Source organism: Sedimentitalea sp. (genome assembly GCF_039973035.1).
Lineage (GTDB): Bacteria > Pseudomonadota > Alphaproteobacteria > Rhodobacterales > Rhodobacteraceae > Sedimentitalea.
Map to the genome: position 1 here is coordinate 252,367 of NZ_JBDWLR010000094.1, position 17,043 is coordinate 269,409.

At 58.6% G+C, this 17,043-nt stretch carries 17 protein-coding genes and 1 pseudogene; 9 read left to right on the forward strand and 9 right to left on the reverse strand.

From position 1 onward, the window contains the following. Positions 1–106 precede the first annotated feature (106 nt). Genes ABJO75_RS26165 through dusB form a run of 3 tightly spaced genes read right to left on the reverse strand, consistent with a single transcriptional unit; the run spans position 107 to position 3,488 of the window. Positions 107–1,477: a sigma-54 dependent transcriptional regulator gene (locus ABJO75_RS26165; RefSeq protein ID WP_348125418.1), complete on the reverse strand. Its 1,371-nt coding sequence runs from the start codon at positions 1,475–1,477 to the stop codon at positions 107–109. Further along, complete coding sequence (locus ABJO75_RS26170; protein WP_348125420.1) at positions 1,477–2,559, reverse strand: ATP-binding protein; 1,083 nt, start codon at positions 2,557–2,559, stop codon at positions 1,477–1,479. The genes ABJO75_RS26165 and ABJO75_RS26170 overlap by 1 nt, the downstream gene beginning before the upstream one ends. Further along, complete coding sequence (dusB, locus tag ABJO75_RS26175; RefSeq protein WP_348125696.1) at positions 2,556–3,488, reverse strand: tRNA dihydrouridine synthase DusB; 933 nt, start codon at positions 3,486–3,488, stop codon at positions 2,556–2,558. The genes ABJO75_RS26170 and dusB overlap by 4 nt, the downstream gene beginning before the upstream one ends. Positions 3,489–3,757: 269 nt before the next feature. On the opposite strand from dusB, the pseudogene ispF reads away from it, so the two are divergent. The 4 genes and pseudogenes from ispF to ABJO75_RS26195 form a co-directional block, all read left to right on the forward strand. Next, a pseudogene (gene ispF, locus ABJO75_RS26180) lies at positions 3,758–4,237 on the forward strand (2-C-methyl-D-erythritol 2,4-cyclodiphosphate synthase); the annotation flags it as partial. Continuing rightward, positions 4,234–4,734 carry a phosphatidylglycerophosphatase A gene (locus ABJO75_RS26185; protein WP_348125422.1) on the forward strand — a complete coding sequence of 167 codons (501 nt, stop codon included), beginning with the start codon at positions 4,234–4,236 and terminating at the stop codon, positions 4,732–4,734. The pseudogene ispF and the gene ABJO75_RS26185, both read left to right, overlap by 4 nt. Continuing rightward, positions 4,728–5,198: a CinA family protein gene (locus ABJO75_RS26190; RefSeq protein ID WP_348125423.1), complete on the forward strand. Its 471-nt coding sequence runs from the start codon at positions 4,728–4,730 to the stop codon at positions 5,196–5,198. The genes ABJO75_RS26185 and ABJO75_RS26190 overlap by 7 nt, the downstream gene beginning before the upstream one ends. A gap of 162 nt (positions 5,199–5,360) precedes the next feature. After that, entirely contained in the window at positions 5,361–6,542 is a 1,182-nt protein-coding gene (locus ABJO75_RS26195) for an ammonium transporter (protein ID WP_348125425.1), read from the forward strand. A 34-nt stretch (positions 6,543–6,576) separates the two neighbouring features. On the opposite strand, the gene ABJO75_RS26200 is transcribed toward ABJO75_RS26195, so the two are convergent. Continuing rightward, the gene (locus tag ABJO75_RS26200) at positions 6,577–7,878 is read right to left on the reverse strand and encodes an MmgE/PrpD family protein (RefSeq protein ID WP_348125427.1); all 1,302 of its coding nucleotides are present in this window, start codon (positions 7,876–7,878) and stop codon (positions 6,577–6,579) included. Positions 7,879–7,981: 103 nt separating this feature from the next. Continuing rightward, the gene (locus ABJO75_RS26205) at positions 7,982–8,434 is read right to left on the reverse strand and encodes a type II toxin-antitoxin system RatA family toxin (RefSeq protein ID WP_348125428.1); all 453 of its coding nucleotides are present in this window, start codon (positions 8,432–8,434) and stop codon (positions 7,982–7,984) included. A gap of 77 nt (positions 8,435–8,511) precedes the next feature. Here ABJO75_RS26205 and hpt point away from each other — a divergent pair, with 77 nt between their 5' ends. Continuing rightward, entirely contained in the window at positions 8,512–9,048 is a 537-nt protein-coding gene (hpt, locus tag ABJO75_RS26210; protein WP_348125430.1) for a hypoxanthine phosphoribosyltransferase, read from the forward strand. Here the strand turns inward: hpt and ABJO75_RS26215 are convergent. After that, complete coding sequence (locus ABJO75_RS26215) at positions 9,045–9,917, reverse strand: LysR family transcriptional regulator (protein ID WP_348125432.1); 873 nt, start codon at positions 9,915–9,917, stop codon at positions 9,045–9,047. The genes hpt and ABJO75_RS26215 overlap by 4 nt on opposite strands. A gap of 94 nt (positions 9,918–10,011) precedes the next feature. On the opposite strand from ABJO75_RS26215, the gene ABJO75_RS26220 reads away from it, so the two are divergent. Together ABJO75_RS26220 and ABJO75_RS26225 are read left to right on the forward strand one after the other, a co-directional pair. Next, complete coding sequence (locus ABJO75_RS26220; RefSeq protein ID WP_348125434.1) at positions 10,012–10,497, forward strand: cytochrome c; 486 nt, start codon at positions 10,012–10,014, stop codon at positions 10,495–10,497. 59 nt (positions 10,498–10,556) lie between these two features. Beyond that, complete coding sequence (locus ABJO75_RS26225; RefSeq protein WP_348125698.1) at positions 10,557–11,444, forward strand: cytochrome c; 888 nt, start codon at positions 10,557–10,559, stop codon at positions 11,442–11,444. Positions 11,445–11,467: 23 nt separating this feature from the next. On the opposite strand, the gene lipA is transcribed toward ABJO75_RS26225, so the two are convergent. Next, on the reverse strand, positions 11,468–12,421 hold the full coding sequence (lipA, locus tag ABJO75_RS26230; protein WP_348125435.1) for a lipoyl synthase: 954 nt from the start codon (positions 12,419–12,421) through the stop codon (positions 11,468–11,470). Between the two features lie 231 nt (positions 12,422–12,652). On the opposite strand from lipA, the gene ABJO75_RS26235 reads away from it, so the two are divergent. Beyond that, on the forward strand, positions 12,653–13,639 hold the full coding sequence (locus tag ABJO75_RS26235) for a hypothetical protein (protein ID WP_348125437.1): 987 nt from the start codon (positions 12,653–12,655) through the stop codon (positions 13,637–13,639). Between the two features lie 67 nt (positions 13,640–13,706). Here ABJO75_RS26235 and ABJO75_RS26240 read toward each other — a convergent pair whose 3' ends face one another. After that, positions 13,707–14,861, reverse strand: coding sequence for a DUF6456 domain-containing protein (locus ABJO75_RS26240; RefSeq protein ID WP_348125439.1), 1,155 nt, complete (start codon positions 14,859–14,861; stop codon positions 13,707–13,709). Positions 14,862–15,096: 235 nt separating this feature from the next. On the opposite strand from ABJO75_RS26240, the gene ABJO75_RS26245 reads away from it, so the two are divergent. Next, the gene (locus ABJO75_RS26245; RefSeq protein ID WP_348125441.1) at positions 15,097–15,396 is read left to right on the forward strand and encodes a DUF6477 family protein; all 300 of its coding nucleotides are present in this window, start codon (positions 15,097–15,099) and stop codon (positions 15,394–15,396) included. Here the strand turns inward: ABJO75_RS26245 and ABJO75_RS26250 are convergent. Then, positions 15,389–16,933 (reverse strand): trimethylamine methyltransferase family protein, encoded by a 1,545-nt coding sequence (locus ABJO75_RS26250; protein ID WP_348125443.1) that lies wholly within the window; start codon positions 16,931–16,933, stop codon positions 15,389–15,391. The two genes, ABJO75_RS26245 and ABJO75_RS26250, sit on opposite strands and share 8 nt — an antisense overlap. Positions 16,934–17,043: the final 110 nt, after the last annotated feature.

A 17,043-nucleotide genomic window follows, 5' to 3' on the forward strand; every position in this document is an offset into this window, starting at 1 on the left:
TGCCCTCATATTGATGTGCCGCTCGCGCGGCGTACCGCCATATTTCGTGGTCTTGTCCCGGTGTCAGCGTTGAATGACACCGGCCTGCCACGGTTATGTGGCGGTTTTACATCAATTTGCGGCGCCGTGTCACCTCTATATCGAGATCCGTGATCTTCTTGCGCAAAGTATTGCGGTTGATGCCTAGGAGATCGGCGCATTTGGCCTGATTTCCGCCTGTCGCCTCAAGGGCGATCTCGATCAGCGGTGTCTCCATTTCCTTGAGGATCCGCGCGTAAAGTCCCGGTGGCGGCAAAATATTGCCATGCAGATCAAAGTAGCGACGCAGATGCCGTTCAACCGAGGCCGACAGTTTTTCCGCGCTGCTCTGCCCCAACACCGGTTCCATCTCGGGCTGATTACCCAGCACGACCTCGACTTCGGCGCGGGTGATTTCGTCGGCGCGGCTGGTCAGGGCCAACCGGCGAATCGCATTCTCCAGCTGTCTGACATTACCGGGCCAGCTATAGGCGCGAAACATATCCAGCGCACTCTCGCTGAGCCAGCGCTTGGCCGACCCATCCCGTTCAGCACGTGACAGGAAATGTTCAGATAGCAGCCCGATATCATCAACGCGTTCGCGCAGGGCCGGCACATTCAATGTTGCACCGCTGAGCCGGTAATAGAGGTCCTTGCGCAGCCTGCCCTTTTCCATCGCCTCGGCCAGATCGCCCTGCCCGGTCGCCATAAAGCGCGGGACGTGATCCCCCGGGGCATCGATCATGCGAACGATACGCGCCTGAATTTCGTCATCGACATCCGCGACCTCGTCAATCAGGACGGTACCGCCCTTGACCCTTGCGAGGACCCTCGCAGGCCCTTCGAGCTCCTGCAGATCAGCACTTGTCACCGAAATGAACGGCAGGGTTCGGCGGTCGGAAAAGTCATGGATCGCCCGCGCGATGAGGGATTTTCCGGTGCCGCTTTCGCCCGAGATCAACACCGGCAGATCGGTGTTCATCACCTTGGCCACCAGCCGATATAGCGCCTGCATGATCGGTGTCCGGCCCACCAGCGGCAGATCTTCGGGGCGCTCATCGACGCTGGGTTCAACCGCTCCGGTCGGGGTGTGCCGCTTGAGGTCAAGCGCTCGCGACGTCCGCTTCATCAGGTCGGGCAGATCAAAGGGCTTGGGCAGATAATCATAGGCCTCGGCCTCGGCGGCCTGAATGGCGGTCATGATCGTATTCTGCGCCGAAATCACGATTACCGGCAGACCCGGTCGGTCCTCGGCGATCTTGGGCAACATCTCCAGTCCGTTGCCATCGGGCATCATCACGTCGCTGATCACGACATCGCCCTTACCCTCGCTGACCCATCGCATCAGCGTTGTCAGCGAGCTTGTGGCGTGCACCTTGCACCCTGCGCGGGTCAAGGCCTGCGTCAGAACCGTGCGGATCGTGCGGTCGTCATCGGCGACAAGTACCGTGCCGTCCATCAGGAAGTCTCCTCGTTATCAAGGTTGCGGGGCACCCGCGGAAGCGAAAGGCGGAACACTGTTCGCCCGGGCACCGAAGTGACCGAGATCCAGCCACCATGGTCGGAAATGATCTTGCTCACCAACGCCAATCCAAGCCCGGTGCCGTTCTCGCGCCCGGATACGAATGGGTCAAACACGTCGGCGCGGATTTCTTCCGGCAAGCCCGGACCATCATCGATAATCTCGACCTGGAGCGGCAGGGACTGACCGCTACCGTCGGCGCGGCGCAGGCGAAAGGAATGTTCGTAATAGCTGTGGATGCGGATATTTCCGCCGGATCGATCGGCCACTTCGGAGGCGTTTTTCAGAAGGTTCAGGATGACCTGCAACAGCTGATCCGGGTCCCCATAGGCCAATGGCAGCGACGGGTCATAATCTTCGACGATCCGCATATGCGCGCCAAAACCAAGCAACGCAGAACGGCGCGCCCGGTCCAATACATCGTGAATGTTCACCGCGCGGAATTCGGGCGTCGACAGGTTTCCGAACTGTTCCACCTGCTCAAGAAGCTTTACGATCCGGCGTCCCTCGGCGACAATAAGATCTGTAAGTTCAAGGTCTTCTGGCGGCAAATTCATGCTAAGTAACTGCGCAGCGCCGGTGATCCCAGCCAAGGGGTTCTTGATCTCATGCGCGAGCATTTCGGCCATCCCGATCGCTGATTGTGCGGCGGATTTCACCGAATGGCTTTGCGTCATACGCCCGGCCAGTTCGCGCGGCGAGATCATCATGATCATCGTGGTAGGTTCGACAATCAGCGGGGCAATCTGCAACGCGCATTGCAAGGGCGCACGGCTGCCCGACCCGACGTCGATATCATTGACAAAAAGCGGCGTGCCGTTCTTTCGAGCGCGGGCAAAGGCATCTTCGATCGGCGCATCAATTGCGATCTGGTCCCAGACCGGGGTTCCGATAACGGACTTGGCCGAGAGATTCAGGAACCCTTCGCCTGCCGAATTCACATCGATGATCTTGTCATCGGCATCGATCAGAAAGGCCGGGATGGGCAAAGAGGCCCAGATGTTTGCATCAGAGATCATGCGGCGGCATCCTCTGGCTGTTGGGAAAGCGCATCAGGTAAGAGCCGCAGCACTTCTTGCGGATCTTTCGACGTCAGGATCATCCGGCGAAGTCCGGCAGGCGCACCGTCGGTATCCATATACCAACCCAGATGTTTGCGCGCGACGCGCAGACCCAGGTCCGATCCGTAAAAGGACAACATCGCCTCATAATGCCCGCTAACAAGGCGCACCAACGCGGCACCATCTGGCACGTCCGGCGCAGGCGCATCCCATAAATCATGCGCGATCTGCGCCAGCAGCCACGGTTTACCCTGTGCTCCGCGTCCGACCATCACACCATCGGCAGTGGATTGTGCGAGCGCCTTGCGAGCGGTGGTCGTGCCGGTGATATCCCCATTCGCAATGACCGGAACATTGACCTGTTCCTTTACGCGAGCGATGGCCTCCCAATCGGCGCGGCCTTTGTAGAATTGGCAGCGGGTGCGCCCGTGAATGGTGATCATCTGTACCCCCGCAGCTTCGGCGCGGCGCGCAACATCAGGCGCATTCAGACAATCGCTGTCCCAGCCGAGTCGGGTTTTTAATGTGACCGGCACATCGACCGCCGCGACGACCGCCTCGATCAGGCGCAACGCGTGATCGGGAGTCTTCAGCAATGCAGAGCCGGAATAGCCATTGGTCACCTTTTTGGCTGGGCACCCCATATTGATGTCTATGATCGCCGCTCCCCGGTCAGCGACCTGACGGGCCGCCTCGGCCATCCAATGCGCCTCGCGCCCGGCAAGCTGAACGGCTGTGTTTGCAACATCGGCGCTCAACTCGGCCCGCTCGCGCACGCCGGGCTTGGCCTGAACCATTTCCTGACTCGCGACCATTTCGCTGACCACCAGCCCAGCACCAAAGCTCTGGACCAGGTCGCGAAACGGCCGATCGGTGATTCCGGCCATCGGTGCCAATACAACCGGAGGGGTCAGGACGGCAGTGTTTAGTCGTGGGGTCAAGCGCCCAATCCTTGTGCAGTTGCCTCCGGTTTAGAGTAGACACCCAACGCATACAACGTTCAGCGCACGTTAACTGCCGCCACAAATTGCAGGTGCGTAAAAATTAGGCAGTATACTTGGGGTGATTGCCACAGATTGACCCACAGCCTAAACACGAAACGCAGGTTCTGCCCGGAGTCGCTCCGGTCGCAGCACGAGATTACAGAGGCATAGGCATGGATATAAGGCTTGGAAACGGATTTGACGTGCACAGGTTCGAACCTGGCAGCAACGTCACCCTGTGCGGGATCGACATTCCGTTCGATCGCGCCCTGCAAGGCCACTCCGATGCGGATGTCGGCATGCACGCGCTGACGGATGCGATTTATGGCGCCTTGGCGCGCGGTGATATTGGCCAGCACTTCCCGCCCAGCGACGATAGATGGAAAGGGGCCGCAAGCGACATCTTTCTGCGCCACGCGGTCGATCTGGCCGCCGAGATGGGCCTGACGATCAGCAATGTCGACGTCACATTGATCTGCGAAGCGCCCAAGATCGGACCACATGCGGCATCGATGCGCGCCCGCCTTGCCGAGATCATGGGGATGGACGTCGCGCGCGTTTCCGTCAAGGCGACCACTTCGGAACGGTTGGGCTTTACCGGGCGCGGTGAAGGCATCGCGTCGATTGCCACTGCTTCGCTGGTGTCGGTATGACCCGGTTGGCGCAACTTATCGCCACGGTCTGCGGTGTCGGCTATCTGCGGCCCGCACCGGGAACATGGGGATCTCTGGTCGCCTTGCCTCTGGGTTGGCTTGTTCATCTGATCGGAGGCTTTCCGCTGTTTCTGCTGGCCATCGTTGCCACATTCTTCAAGGGGCTTTGGGCGACGCGAGTAATGACACGAGAGAGCGCGGACCACGATCCGTCCGAAATCGTCATTGACGAGGTCGCGGGTCAGTTGATTGCGCTGGCACCGCTTAGCTATTCGGCCTGGTCGATGGGTTTGAACATCACACAACTCTGGCCCGGCTGGATCGCGGCGTTTCTGTTGTTCCGCCTGTTTGATATCAGCAAGCCTTGGCTGGTCGGTTGGGCGGACCGGCGCAATGATCCGCTCGGCGTGATGCTTGATGATGTGATTGCCGGGGTGTTTGCGGCACTTGGAGTGATCGTCCTCGCCGGTTTGTGGCATGGGGTGATGGGATGGTAGATGTCGCGTCCCTGCTCGCACGAGCCCGCAACGCGGGGCTTCGGATCGCCACCGCCGAGAGCTGTACCGGCGGAATGGTGGCCGCAGCGCTTACTGATTTTGCCGGATCATCCGATGTGGTGGACCGAGGCTTTGTCACCTACTCCAACGAGGCCAAACAGCAGATGCTCGGGGTCAGCGCAGAAACGCTGGACCGGCTTGGAGCGGTGTCCGAAGACGTCGCCCGCGAAATGGCAGACGGCGCCCTCGCCCATGCGCCTGTAGAGTTGGCGGTATCTATCACCGGCATCGCCGGCCCAGGGGGATCAGAGTTCAAACCCGAAGGCCGGGTGTGTTTCGGGTTGGCAATGAAAGGCCAACTGACCAAAACCGAAATCGTCGAATTCGGCGCATTGGGTCGCGCCCGGGTGCGCCGTGCGGCATGCGATCATGCGCTGACACTTCTGGCGCGCGCCCTTTCGTAGACAGGCTAAATTTTTGGCGTACAGCCCCGATTAACGCCTACTTTCATGTCAATACCTAAATCGCCCGCATTTTGTACCGTCCGGACGAACTTGCTTCTTTTTTCCTCGACTCGCTTTGGGGTCTATCCGCGTAATGAGGAAAACGAGGGGAGGAGCGGCATCATGAATGGAGCCGATACAGCATGGATCATCGTGGCTACGGCCTTGGTCCTATTCATGACTTTGCCGGGATTGGCACTGTTTTACGGCGGGCTGGTGCGCGCACGCAACGTGCTCAGCGTATTCACGCATTGCTTTGCCATTGCATGCCTGATGAGCGTTCTGTGGCTTGTCGCAGGGTATTCCATCGCTTTTGGCGGCGGCACCTCGGGCTATTGGGGTGGTCTGGACAAGTTGCTCTTGATCGGGATGACCCCAGATGACCTTGCCGGCACCTTGCCGGAAATCCTGTTCTTTGCGTTCCAGATGACCTTTGCCATCATCACCCCGGCCTTGATCGTCGGCGCCTATGTCGAACGGATCGGGTTTGGTTTTGTGCTGGTGTTCTCAGCGCTTTGGATGCTGATTTGTTATGCGCCGGTGGTCCATTGGGTTTGGGGCGGTGGTTTTCTGTCAGATGGTGGCATCTTTGGCGAAACCGGTGTGCGGGACTTTGCCGGCGGTATCGTCGTGCATGAAACGGCTGGGCTTGCCGCCTTGGTCATCGCCTTCTTCCTCGGGCCACGCAAGAACCAGACGACACCACCGCACAACCCCGGCTTTGTAATGATCGGCGCCGCAATGCTGTGGGTCGGCTGGTTCGGATTTAACGGTGGCAGCCAGCTTGCTGCAGACGGCGGAGCCGCGATGGCGTTGACCGTGACCCATATTTCGGCCGCGACGGCATCCCTGACCTGGGCGCTGTGGGAACGGATCAAGTTCGGTAAGGCATCGCTGGTCGGCATGGTCACAGGCACGATCGCCGGACTTGCCTCGATCACCCCGGCCAGCGGCTTTGTCGGTCCGGTCGAAGCCCTGATCATCGGCGCGATTGCCGGGCTGCTGTGTCAGGAGGCTGTGGTTTTGATGCGGCAGGTTCTCAAGATCGACGATACACTTGATGTGTTCGCGGTTCATGGCGTCGGCGGCATTTTCGGCACGATCATGATTGCGGTGTTTGGTGCGGGCACCTGGACCGCACAGCTTGGCAGCCTCGCGATTGTCGGTGCCTTCACTCTGGTCGTTACGATCATTCTGGTGAAGGTCGTGGCGCTGATCACGCCCTTGCGGGTGGACGCGGAAACCGAAACCAACGGGCTTGACCTCGCTGTCCATGGCGAGCGTGCCTATGACATGACAAGCTGAGCGAACCAAACCGACGGCGGGTCAAGGTCCGCCGTCAATCGTTCAGAAGCCCGGCAAACCCCTGAGCGCGTCCGTCACCTTTCAGGATCGACCAGGCGAGGTTTTCACGCTCTGCCCCGATCAAGAGCGTGGCTTTGCGACGGACCCGCCCTTCCCGCTCGGCCAGTTCTGGCAGGTTTTGCAGATCATGGGTGGCCTCATCGCGCACACCATCCCGGCGCAGCACTGACAGCACGGCCTGTGTCTCGCTCAGGCTGTCATCCGATTTCACGGTGATCCGATTGCGCAGTTCGATGATGCGCGGGTCGGCGCAAACCCTGTCCGAATAACTCTCCAACCGCGCGGTGTTATACCCAACGGCCCGCATCGCCAGCACAGTTCCATAGCTGAACTTGGCCCCGAGACCGGTGGTCGGGGAGTGTTGATTGCAAACGCTCATCCAGCGGGGATGTGTCCACACCGTCATCTCTTCGATTTCCGGTGCCGCGATATCCAGATCGCGCGCAGCTTCAAGCGCTGCGTGTAGCCCGTGGCAACAGGCATGAAACTTGTGGCTTACGGTTTCGAACAACCAGTTTTCTCCGAGACCGTCGAGCGCGATGATTTCGTTGGCCTCGCCATGGTGGGTCTCGCCAAAACCGCGCGCCCCAGCCAAGGCGTCCGGGTTCGACTGGAACCCGCGCGCTACCAACAAGGCGACCTCGACCCCGGTGCTAGCCGCAAGACCAGCGTTATACGGTTTGCCCATGGTTCCGAATTGCGCCTTGAGACCTGCAGCACGCGTTGCGATCAGCCCAAGCACCTGTGCCATATCATCTGCCGATAGCCCGAGAATGCGTCCGGCTGCCAATCCGGCCCCGAACGCACCCGCCGTGGCGGTCTGGTGAAAGCCTGTTTGGTAGTGTGAACGTCCCAGCCATAGCCCCACGCGGATGGAGCCTTCCATGCCGACTAGGGCGGCCTCGAGAATTTCGACGGTCGCGCAATCCCGCTGCTCTGCCAACGCCAGAACCGCCGGGAACACCGCCACCGAGGGATGACCGATATGGGCGAAATGCGTGTCGTCATAGTCAAGCGCGTGCGAAATCGTGCCATTGACCAAAGCAGCGGCACGTGCGGGCAATGCCTCTGCGCCTCCAAACACTTGCGCCTGCCCTGCTCCGCCTTCGTCTTGCGCCATCTCGCGGACAATTTTTGAAACCGGTTCTTCGGCACCCGCCCGACCAACGGCCAGCCAGTCGAGTGCTGAGAGACATGTCACGCGCTGTGCGAGGGGGCTTGCGGAAACGGGGCCTGCGGCAAAGGCGGCAAGGCGAGTTGTTAACGTGTCGGTCATGGCGTCACGTTACCCGTTTGGGGCGACCCGTAAAGGGTGTTTTCTCAGTTGGCGCAGACCGTGCAAGATGCACTTTGGCCCGGCTTAAGCTCGCGGCTTTGCGTCAGGCACCGGGTCCGTAGAGATCAGCGGCGCGTGTTTCGAATGCTCGCACGATCCGTTGCATGGCTTCGTTGAACACAAGGCCGATCACCTTTTGCAGGATCGCGTTCTTGAACTCAAAATCAACGTGAAAGGACACATCGCACCCGGTTTCCGTATCCGCGAACGACCAGTTCGACTTCATGAACTTGAAAGGGCCGTCGATATATTCTGTGTCGATTTTCTTCTGTTCGGGCCACAATGTGACCCGGCTGCCAAACCGTTCGCGAAAAACCTTGAAGCTGATCACCAGGTCCGCTTCCATCACTTCGGCCTCACCCTGCGGCGTCACACTGCGCACGCGTGCAGCGGCACACCAAGGCAGAAATTTGGGATAGGACGCAACATCGGCCACCAGATCGTACATCTGCTGGGCCGTGTAGGGCATGGGTCGGGTTTCCGAATGGGTTGGCATATCCTCGGCACCGGCAGTTCAGGGATGACAGTGGCGCGTCATGTCGTATGGTTGGGCCAAAAGATCAAGGGGCGACCATGTCAAAGCGGCCATATGTCATCGATGAACTGATTTCTGCCAAGGCGATTGCCGCGCGGATCGAAGAGCTGTGCCGCGACATTCGCGCGGAATTTGACGGCACCGACAAACTTGTCGTGGTCGGGCTGTTGCGGGGCAGTTTTGTCTTTATCGCCGATCTAGTGCGCGAGTTAGATATGCCGATTGAGGTCGATTTCCTCGAGGCGTCATCCTATGGAGACAGCACCGAGAGCAGTCGAGAAGTGCGCATTCTCAAAGACTTGAGAGGTGCAATTGAAGGACGTGACGTGCTGGTTGTTGAAGATATCGTTGACACCGGGCACACGTTGAATCACGTCATCGGCCTGCTGAACAGCCGCAAACCCGCGCGCCTGAAATCCATTGCGTTATTGGACAAGCCGAGCCGGAGAGAAGTCGATTTTCGCGCCGACTGGATCGGGTTCGAAATCCCGGACGAGTTCGTCGTCGGATATGGCATTGATTTTGCCCAACGTAATCGCAACCTGCCATTTATCGGCAAGGTCCGGTTCACCTAGGCACCGTCGTGACCTGTGCCGTCCAGCATCGGCGCGCACGCAGCGAGGAAGTCAAGAATGCGCTCGCGGACGATGCGTATCCTTGGCACATCACGCAGATCGGAATGGGTTCCGACCCAGATCGGCACCGATAGTGTCGGCATCTTGTCGGGATGAGACACAAGTTCGGGCGTCCTGTCGCCAACAAAGACCGGCAGGATCGCCGTTCCCAATCCCAATTTCGCCAATTCACGCAACACCAGAAAGCTGTCACTCCCCTTGGCGATCCGCTCGGGCGAGATTTGGGTGTCCATCCATTTCGCAGGCGCCGATCTTGCCAATGCGCCTGACAAGCTCAGCCAGCGATCACTCGCGCCGGGGACATGATAGGCCCGAAATGCAAGCATTGCGCTGCTTTCCCCCGTCATCTCATCAGGCAGCGCCAATGCCGGACGCACCGAGATGTCGGCCTGCATCCGCGCAAAGTCGGCATGGTTGTTGGTGCTCAGCAGATTGAGCTGCAATTCCGTGGATTCCGCATGGAGTGCTGCGACCAACGGGGGCAACAGCATCTGGCAAATCGAATCCGTTGACGACACGCGCACCTCGCCACGCAAGGGGGCGACGGCCCCATGCATCATACGTTCGACCGATAGAACCCCGTTTTCGACCTCGCGCGCGGCCTCAATCACCCGCGCTCGTTCAGGCAAAACGTGATAGCCGGTTGCCGTGCGTTCAAAAACTGCGCCACCGTGATCCGCCTCAAACGCCGCGACGCGCCGCAGGACGGTCGCATGGTTGACGCCCAGGGACCGGGCAGCGGCGCTGACATTTCCCATGTCTGCCACCGCCAGCACATAACGCAGGTTATCCCAGTTGGAGCTGTGCAAGAATTAAGAGTCCTTTTGCATAATTTGGCAGTATATCCACAAAAAAACACATGTATACTCGGGGTACTCGACAGGCTTTTCTGGGAGACACTGAATGAAATATGTACCTACTTTAATCGCTGGCATCATTGCCGCCGGCGTTATCGGCACGACCGCGATCAGCGAATCGCACGCGGACAAGGCAACATTGTCAGCGGTCAAAGCGCGGCAATCGCTAATGTCGCTACAGGCCTTCAATATCGGCCTGCTTGGAGGCATGGCCAAAGGCGACGTTGAATACAATGCCGAGGCGGCCACCGCTGCCGCCACCAACCTCGCGGCCTTGGCAGCGATGGATCAATCGCGCATGTGGCCTCCGGGTTCAGACAACGCTGCATTGGGCGACGACGTGACAGAAGCGCTCCCGGCGATCTGGGCGGCGGACAGCAAGATCGGTGACGACGCGATGGCATTGGTCGAAGCTACGGCAGCGATGCAAGCGGCGGCAGGCGACGGGCTTGACGCGCTGCGTGGGGCGATCGGCCCGGTTGGCAAAGCCTGCGGCGCTTGTCATGAAAATTACCGCAAGGCCAACGACTGATCCGTTTCAAATGAATTGAGCCGGGGGCAGCTGTTGCGCCCCCGGAAGTTGAGGCAATGATGCGCAAATTTCTGAGTGTTTGCCTGTTGCTGGCAGGCGTTTCTGCAATCGCCCTTTGGGTGCTGAGTCGACCTGTGCCTCTCGCGAATGACGCGATGGCCGGGTTAACCGGAAATCCGGACAACGGCGAGATGGTGTTCTGGGCGGGTGGCTGCGCCTCGTGCCATGCCGACCCGGACGCCAAGGGTGAAGACAAGCTGGTCCTGTCCGGCGGCTATCGTATCGACAGCCCGTTCGGAACATTCATTGCCCCCAATATATCTCCGGGTCCTGCAGGCCTCGCTGGGTGGAGCTCGCTGGATCTGGCGAACGCGCTCAAGGCCGGCGTGTCGCCGGAGAATACACATCTTTACCCGTCTCTGCCCTATACGACCTACATTCGAATGTCGCTTCAGGATGTCGCTGACCTGAAATCGTTTCTTGACACATTGCCGGTCTCCGATCAGCCGAGCCTGACCCATGAGCTGAGCTTTCCCTTTAATATCCGCCGTGGTCTTGGCCTGTGGAAGCTGGTCAACCTGACCCCGGATTGGGTGTTGACCGATCCGCCCAGCCCGGAGGTGGAACGTGGCCGCTATCTGGTAGAGGCACTCGGCCACTGTGGCGAATGCCACACGCCGCGCGACGTGACCGGTGGGCTGGATCGCAGCCAATGGATGCAGGGCGCACCGAATCCGTCAGGCAAAGGCAAGATACCGGCGATTGACCCGCAATCACTTAAGTGGAGCGCGGGGGATATCGCCTATTATCTGGAAACCGGATTCACGCCTGACTATGACAGCGCCGGTGGCCAAATGACGAAGGTGGTAGAGAGCATCGCGCATCTGAGCTCCGAAGATCGCAGTGCGATTGCCGCCTATCTCAAGGCGTTGCCCGAAACCAACTGAGGTGCAGTGCTGATCGCGACGGGTTAAACAAGCCCCAGCTTGGCCTGCCGCGCGTCGCGCAAGCGGGCAAAATCATCCCCTGCGTGATAGGATGACCGCGTCAGAGGCGTTGCGGAGACCATCAGGAACCCCTTGCCAAAGGCGGCCTTTTCATAAGTCTCAAATTCCTCCGGCGTCACAAAACGATCCACGCGGTGATGTTTTGGCGTCGGTTGCAGGTACTGACCAATCGTCAGAAAATCCACGTCCGCCGCGCGCATGTCGTCCATCACTTGTTTCACGGCCTGACTGTCTTCGCCCAGCCCCACCATGATGCCGGATTTTGTAAAGACGCCGGGGTCAAGATCCTTGACCCGCTGCAACAATCGCAGCGAATGAAAGTAGCGCGCGCCGGGGCGCACGGTCGGATAGAGACCCGGTACTGTTTCCAGATTGTGGTTAAATACATCGGGCCGCGCCTCGACAACGACCTCCAGAACAGAGGGATCGCATTTCAAAAAGTCAGGTGTCAGGATTTCAATCGTGGTTTTCGGGCTGCGGTGGCGAATCGCACGGATGGTCTGAGCAAAGTGATCAGCACCGCCATCATTCAGATCGTCGCGATCCACCGATGTGATCACCACATGGTTCAGCCCCAGTTTTTCAACCGCATGCGCCACCCGCCCCGGTTCGAACGCATCCAGCGTATCTGGGCGACCGGTAGCGATGTTGCAAAAGGTGCAGCCGCGCGTGCAAATCTCGCCCATGATCATCATGGTCGCGTGTCCCTGGCTCCAGCATTCGCCGACATTGGGGCATCCCGCCTCTTCGCAAACCGTGACGAGATTGTTATCGCGCATGATCTTGCGGGTATCGGCATATCCTTTGCCCCCCGGCGCCTTGACGCGAATCCACGAAGGTTTCTTGGGCTGAACGTTGTCGGGCCGGTGCGCCTTTTCCGGATGGCGCTTTTCGGGGATTTTCAGGTCACGCGTCATGTCTGTTCCGGTCTGCTGGGTAGATTGGGTCAGTCCCTACCATAACGCCGCGTCATGAGAACCACCAGCGACACATGGGTGGTATGCGCCCAAGCCCCGCACACATATTTCCTTATGTGAACCAAATCCTTGTTTGAATACCGCTCTGCCGCGATACTGATTCGCAGATTGTAATTTTTTTCTGGCTGCCGACATGTCCAAGGCAGCGCGAACCGATAGAGAGGTGATGCTGTGCCGAGTATTGAAGCATGGGAATTGAAGGCCAAGATCTTTGAAAAGAAATGCATCGCGATGGAAAAGGACGTCGCCAAGCATTGTCCAGCGGCAGACTCGCCTGCGATCAAGGCAAAGATGAAGGCCAATCGAAAGATAGCCTACGACCGGGAAGACAAACTGTCTGAAGCGATCCCTGCGGCGATCAAGAAAGGCGTCACCGGCAAGAAATGGAAAGACTTTGTTGGTGACAATGACTTCAAGAAGGCATTGGCGGATTGGGAGTCATCGCTGGCCGAACAACAAAATCTGGTCAAGTCACTTGAGGATCTGAGCAACAACGCAAAAAAACGGTTTCAGGAGTTCAAGCGCGCGCGAGATGAGTTTGCCAAGGAGATGAAAAAGGCGGGCGAAACGGAAAAGTCTAACAAGACAGTCAAGAAATGGATGGACAAGTCTTCGACGATTCTGTCCGAACTCACCCTGTCTAAGGATGCATTCGGCACGCTGTCGGCAAAAGAAGCGTACTTTGGCGCGAACCTCAAGAAATCAAGAGATGTGGTTGTCACCAAGGCCTTGAAGGAAGGCAAAGGCGACGAATTGCCAGATATGCTTCTGGAAAATGCCAAGCGTCAGCAAACGGACACCAAGGCGAAACGCCTGGGGCGGAATATCGAAAAATTCACAACGCATGCCAAGTCGCTTTGCGCACCGGAAAAGTTCGCGTCGATCCCCGCCGATGTCCCGGGCAAGAACGCACTGGAAAAAGATGTACAGAACGCCAAGGCCTGTTTGAAAAAGGCCTCGGAGCATCTGAAAAATCTGGGAGGTCTCAACAAGGACCTTCAGGCTGCGAAGAAAAAGCAGGCGAAACTGATCGCGGCGCACAATGACCAAGGCAAGATGAACGCCCTGATCAAGGCGGTTGCCGACCAGCACAAGGCCGGAGAAGATGCGTTCAATGCTGTCGAAGACCTTGTCGAGGAGGCAGATAGCAAACTCTGATCGTGTTCGCCTGTTGTTTGATCTGCTCGCACAGAGAGATCGGGCCGCGACCCACCTGCCCTGCGGTTCACCCGATCATGCGGCCGGGTTCATTCAACCCGTCGTAATGGCGTTTCAGTCGCTGCAGCGCGATCCGCAGAACGATCTTGCCCGAGCGTGCGGACCAGCCCATCTTCTTTTCTGCGGTCTCAAGCCCCTCCAGATAGCAGCAGCAGCGCAGCGCCACATCGCTGAGGCCGGGGCCAAGATCAGACAAGGCCCGCGCCACGCAGTCTCGCGCTTTACAAGAGCGCGTCCCCATATCAACACCCGCATCATTTCCGCCGTGACCGCCGCCTCCAGTCAGAAAATGATCCCAATTCTGTGCCACGCGCGGTCCCATCTGGGCCAGTTCAAAATCCTCACGCAACCGCTCGCCCGCGCGTACCAAAGCATCTTCGAGAAATGGCTTTCCGTCGCGATCCTTGCGCCGTGCTAACGCGATCAACGGACTCTCCGACAGGTTATAGCGTGTCCGTCTTGGTGGAGCGTCTTTCCCACTGGCTTCTGACGAACCCGGTTCGCCCCTTACGCAAAAGGGGGTTTGAGCCTCAGCAAACCCGTTCTCCTTTTCCTTGCGGGCACGATTTTCCTGATCCGCCAACAACTGCCCCAACGCAGTGCGACCCGTCGCTGTGATACGATAGCGGCTGATACGGCCTGGATTTGCGCAAGCGATCCAGTCTTTTAACGCCATGGCCTGAGCAACGGCACAGTCCACAACAGCGGTACGCGTGCTCGCCGTACCTTCTCCATCGCGAACGATCACGGCCTTGTCCATATTTTCGGCCACGGCCAGCACAGCGCCAGCCTCGCACAAGCGTCGTAGAACACGGCGCGCCTCGCTTTCCAGTGTGGCGGCGTCGGGCGCGGGAACTGTTAACTTTTCACTATAGGTCATTAATGTATTGTCCTTTGTCGCGTTACTTGGGCCGCTGGCGTCTGTGGCGCAGCACCGAGGTATGGAGAAATGGATATCTGCAAGCATCGCCAAAGCTGCATCAACAAGCGGATCGTCGCGGCGTGTCTCTACCTTGCGGATTTGCCGTAGAATGGTGGAAGCATGGCATTGCGCTCTTCGGGCTAGATCGCGGATCGGTTGCCCCGCTTCGGTATGTGCCAGATAGCGTTGAACACTCTCTGGAACCCAGATTGGCAGGGTCTCCAGCGCTTGATTTTGCATGTTGATCTGTCCTCAAAATCGTCAGGGCAGTTACGGTTACCTATTCATTAACCAACAACCTATGAACGATTCTGTTACCCTAGTGTTAATGGAGCACTCACCCGTTCACCATTGTTTTTAAATGATAAACAGTAGTGAAAACGGCGAACGATGGTTTCGGTAAGAGCGCAACACCCGCAAAGGTTGTGCAATAGATCGAACCCATCAGGAAACCGAGGGAAAGGGATTTCGGAAAATGCAAGATGTAATGAGCATGTTGAGCGCACTGCGCCGCCCACAGATTTTGATCCGCGCCGCCCAGTTTGGGGCACGAGAGTACCGCCGCGACAGGCATCTGCAACGCTTGCTTGGGTACGGCGCATTGCCACGTCCGGCAGCGGCAGTTCTGCGCCTGATTGAAATTGAACGTACGCTCAATGATCAGCGCAACAGCGACGATGCCGGTTACGCGTTGGCACAGCATGTCGATGTTCTGATTGCCATGATGGGCGAAGCGCAGTTGCTGCGCTCCGCGCGATCAGAGATCGCTACATAAAGGCGTCGGGCATCGACTCTTTCTTGGCGGCGACATAGGCCTCGAGCGCGGCCTGGATTTCCGGGTCGAGTGCCGGCTGCTGGTAAGTCTCCAAAAGGCGGGCAACCCGGTTTGAAGCAAGGGTCTGCGTATCACGCGCACCCTCTTCTTCCCACGTCTCGAAAGGCTTGTAATCCAAAACGTCCGAACGCCAGAACGCGCTCTTGAAATTGGCTTGTGTATGTTCACACCCCAGATAATGCCCGCCTGGCCCGACCTCGGCGATGGCGCCCATCGCCTGCGCATCCTCGTCAACAGTTACGCCCTGGGCAAGTTTGTGCAACACGCCAAGCTGGTCCGCATCCATGACAAATTTCTCGAAACTGCTGACGAGTCCGCCTTCCAGCCAACCACAGGCATGGAGCATGAAGTTGACCCCACCCAACAGCGCCGCATTCAACGTATTCGCAGTCTCATAAGCGGCCTGCGCGTCCGGCAGTTTCGACGCACACAGCCCGCCACCAGAGCGGAACGGCAGCCCCATGCGGCGTGCAAGCTGCCCTGCCCCATACAGAATCTGGCTGGCTTCGGGCGTGCCGAACGTTGGCGCGCCGCTGTTCATGTCGATCGATGTCACAAAGGCGCCAAAGATAACCGGTGCGCCGGGTCTGATTAGCTGCGAATAGGCAATCCCTGCCAGTACTTCGGCCAACACCTGAGTCAGCGTGCCTGCAACCGAGACCGGCGCCATCGCACCACCTACGATGAACGGTGAAATGATGCAGGCTTGGTTGTTCTTGGCGTAGACCTCAAGAGCGCCCATCATCACATCATCAAAAGTCAGCGGCGAGTTCACGTTGATCAGCGATGTCATCACAGTGTTCTGCTGAATGAACTCCTTGCCGAACAGGATCTCGCACATCTCGACGGAATCCTGTGCGCGGCTTGGCTCTGTCACCGAGCCCATGAATGGCTTGTCGCTCAGTGTCATATGGGCCAGCAGCATGTCGAGATGGCGCTTGTTCACCGGCACATCGGTGGGTTCGCAAACGGTGCCGCCGGAATGGTGAAGCCATTTGGACATGTACCCGAGCTTCACGAATTTACGGAAATCATCCATAGTCGCGTAGCGGCGGCCACCCTGCGCATCACGCACGAAAGGCGGGCCATACACCGGCGCGAGAACCAGATTCTTGCCGCCGATCTCAACATTGCGGGCCGGGTTGCGGGCATGCTGAACAAAGCTTGAAGGTGCCGTTTCACAGAGCTTGCGCGCCAGCCCCAGCGGAATGCGCACCCTTTCCCCGTCGATCTCGGCACCGGCCTCGCGCCAGCGCTCCAATGCGACCGGGTTGTTCACAAAGTTCACGCCGATTTCCGCCAGTACCTTTTCGGCATTGGCCTCGATGATCTCGAGCGCTTCCGGTGTCAGAATCTCAAAATTCGGAATGTTCCGCTCGATGTACTTGGCCGTTTCAACGCTCACCGCGGTCCGCTCGGCCCGCCGCGCTGCGCCGCCGCCACCCCGTGCCCTGCGTTTTGTATTTGCTTCGGTCATGCCCGCGCTCCCTGTTGAAAACAGCTTCTGCGTCTGTGGTTTATCGCAACCGCGTCACCTTGCCGGGAAAGATTACGGCGGATGCGGGGGAAAAGCGACATATAGGGCTG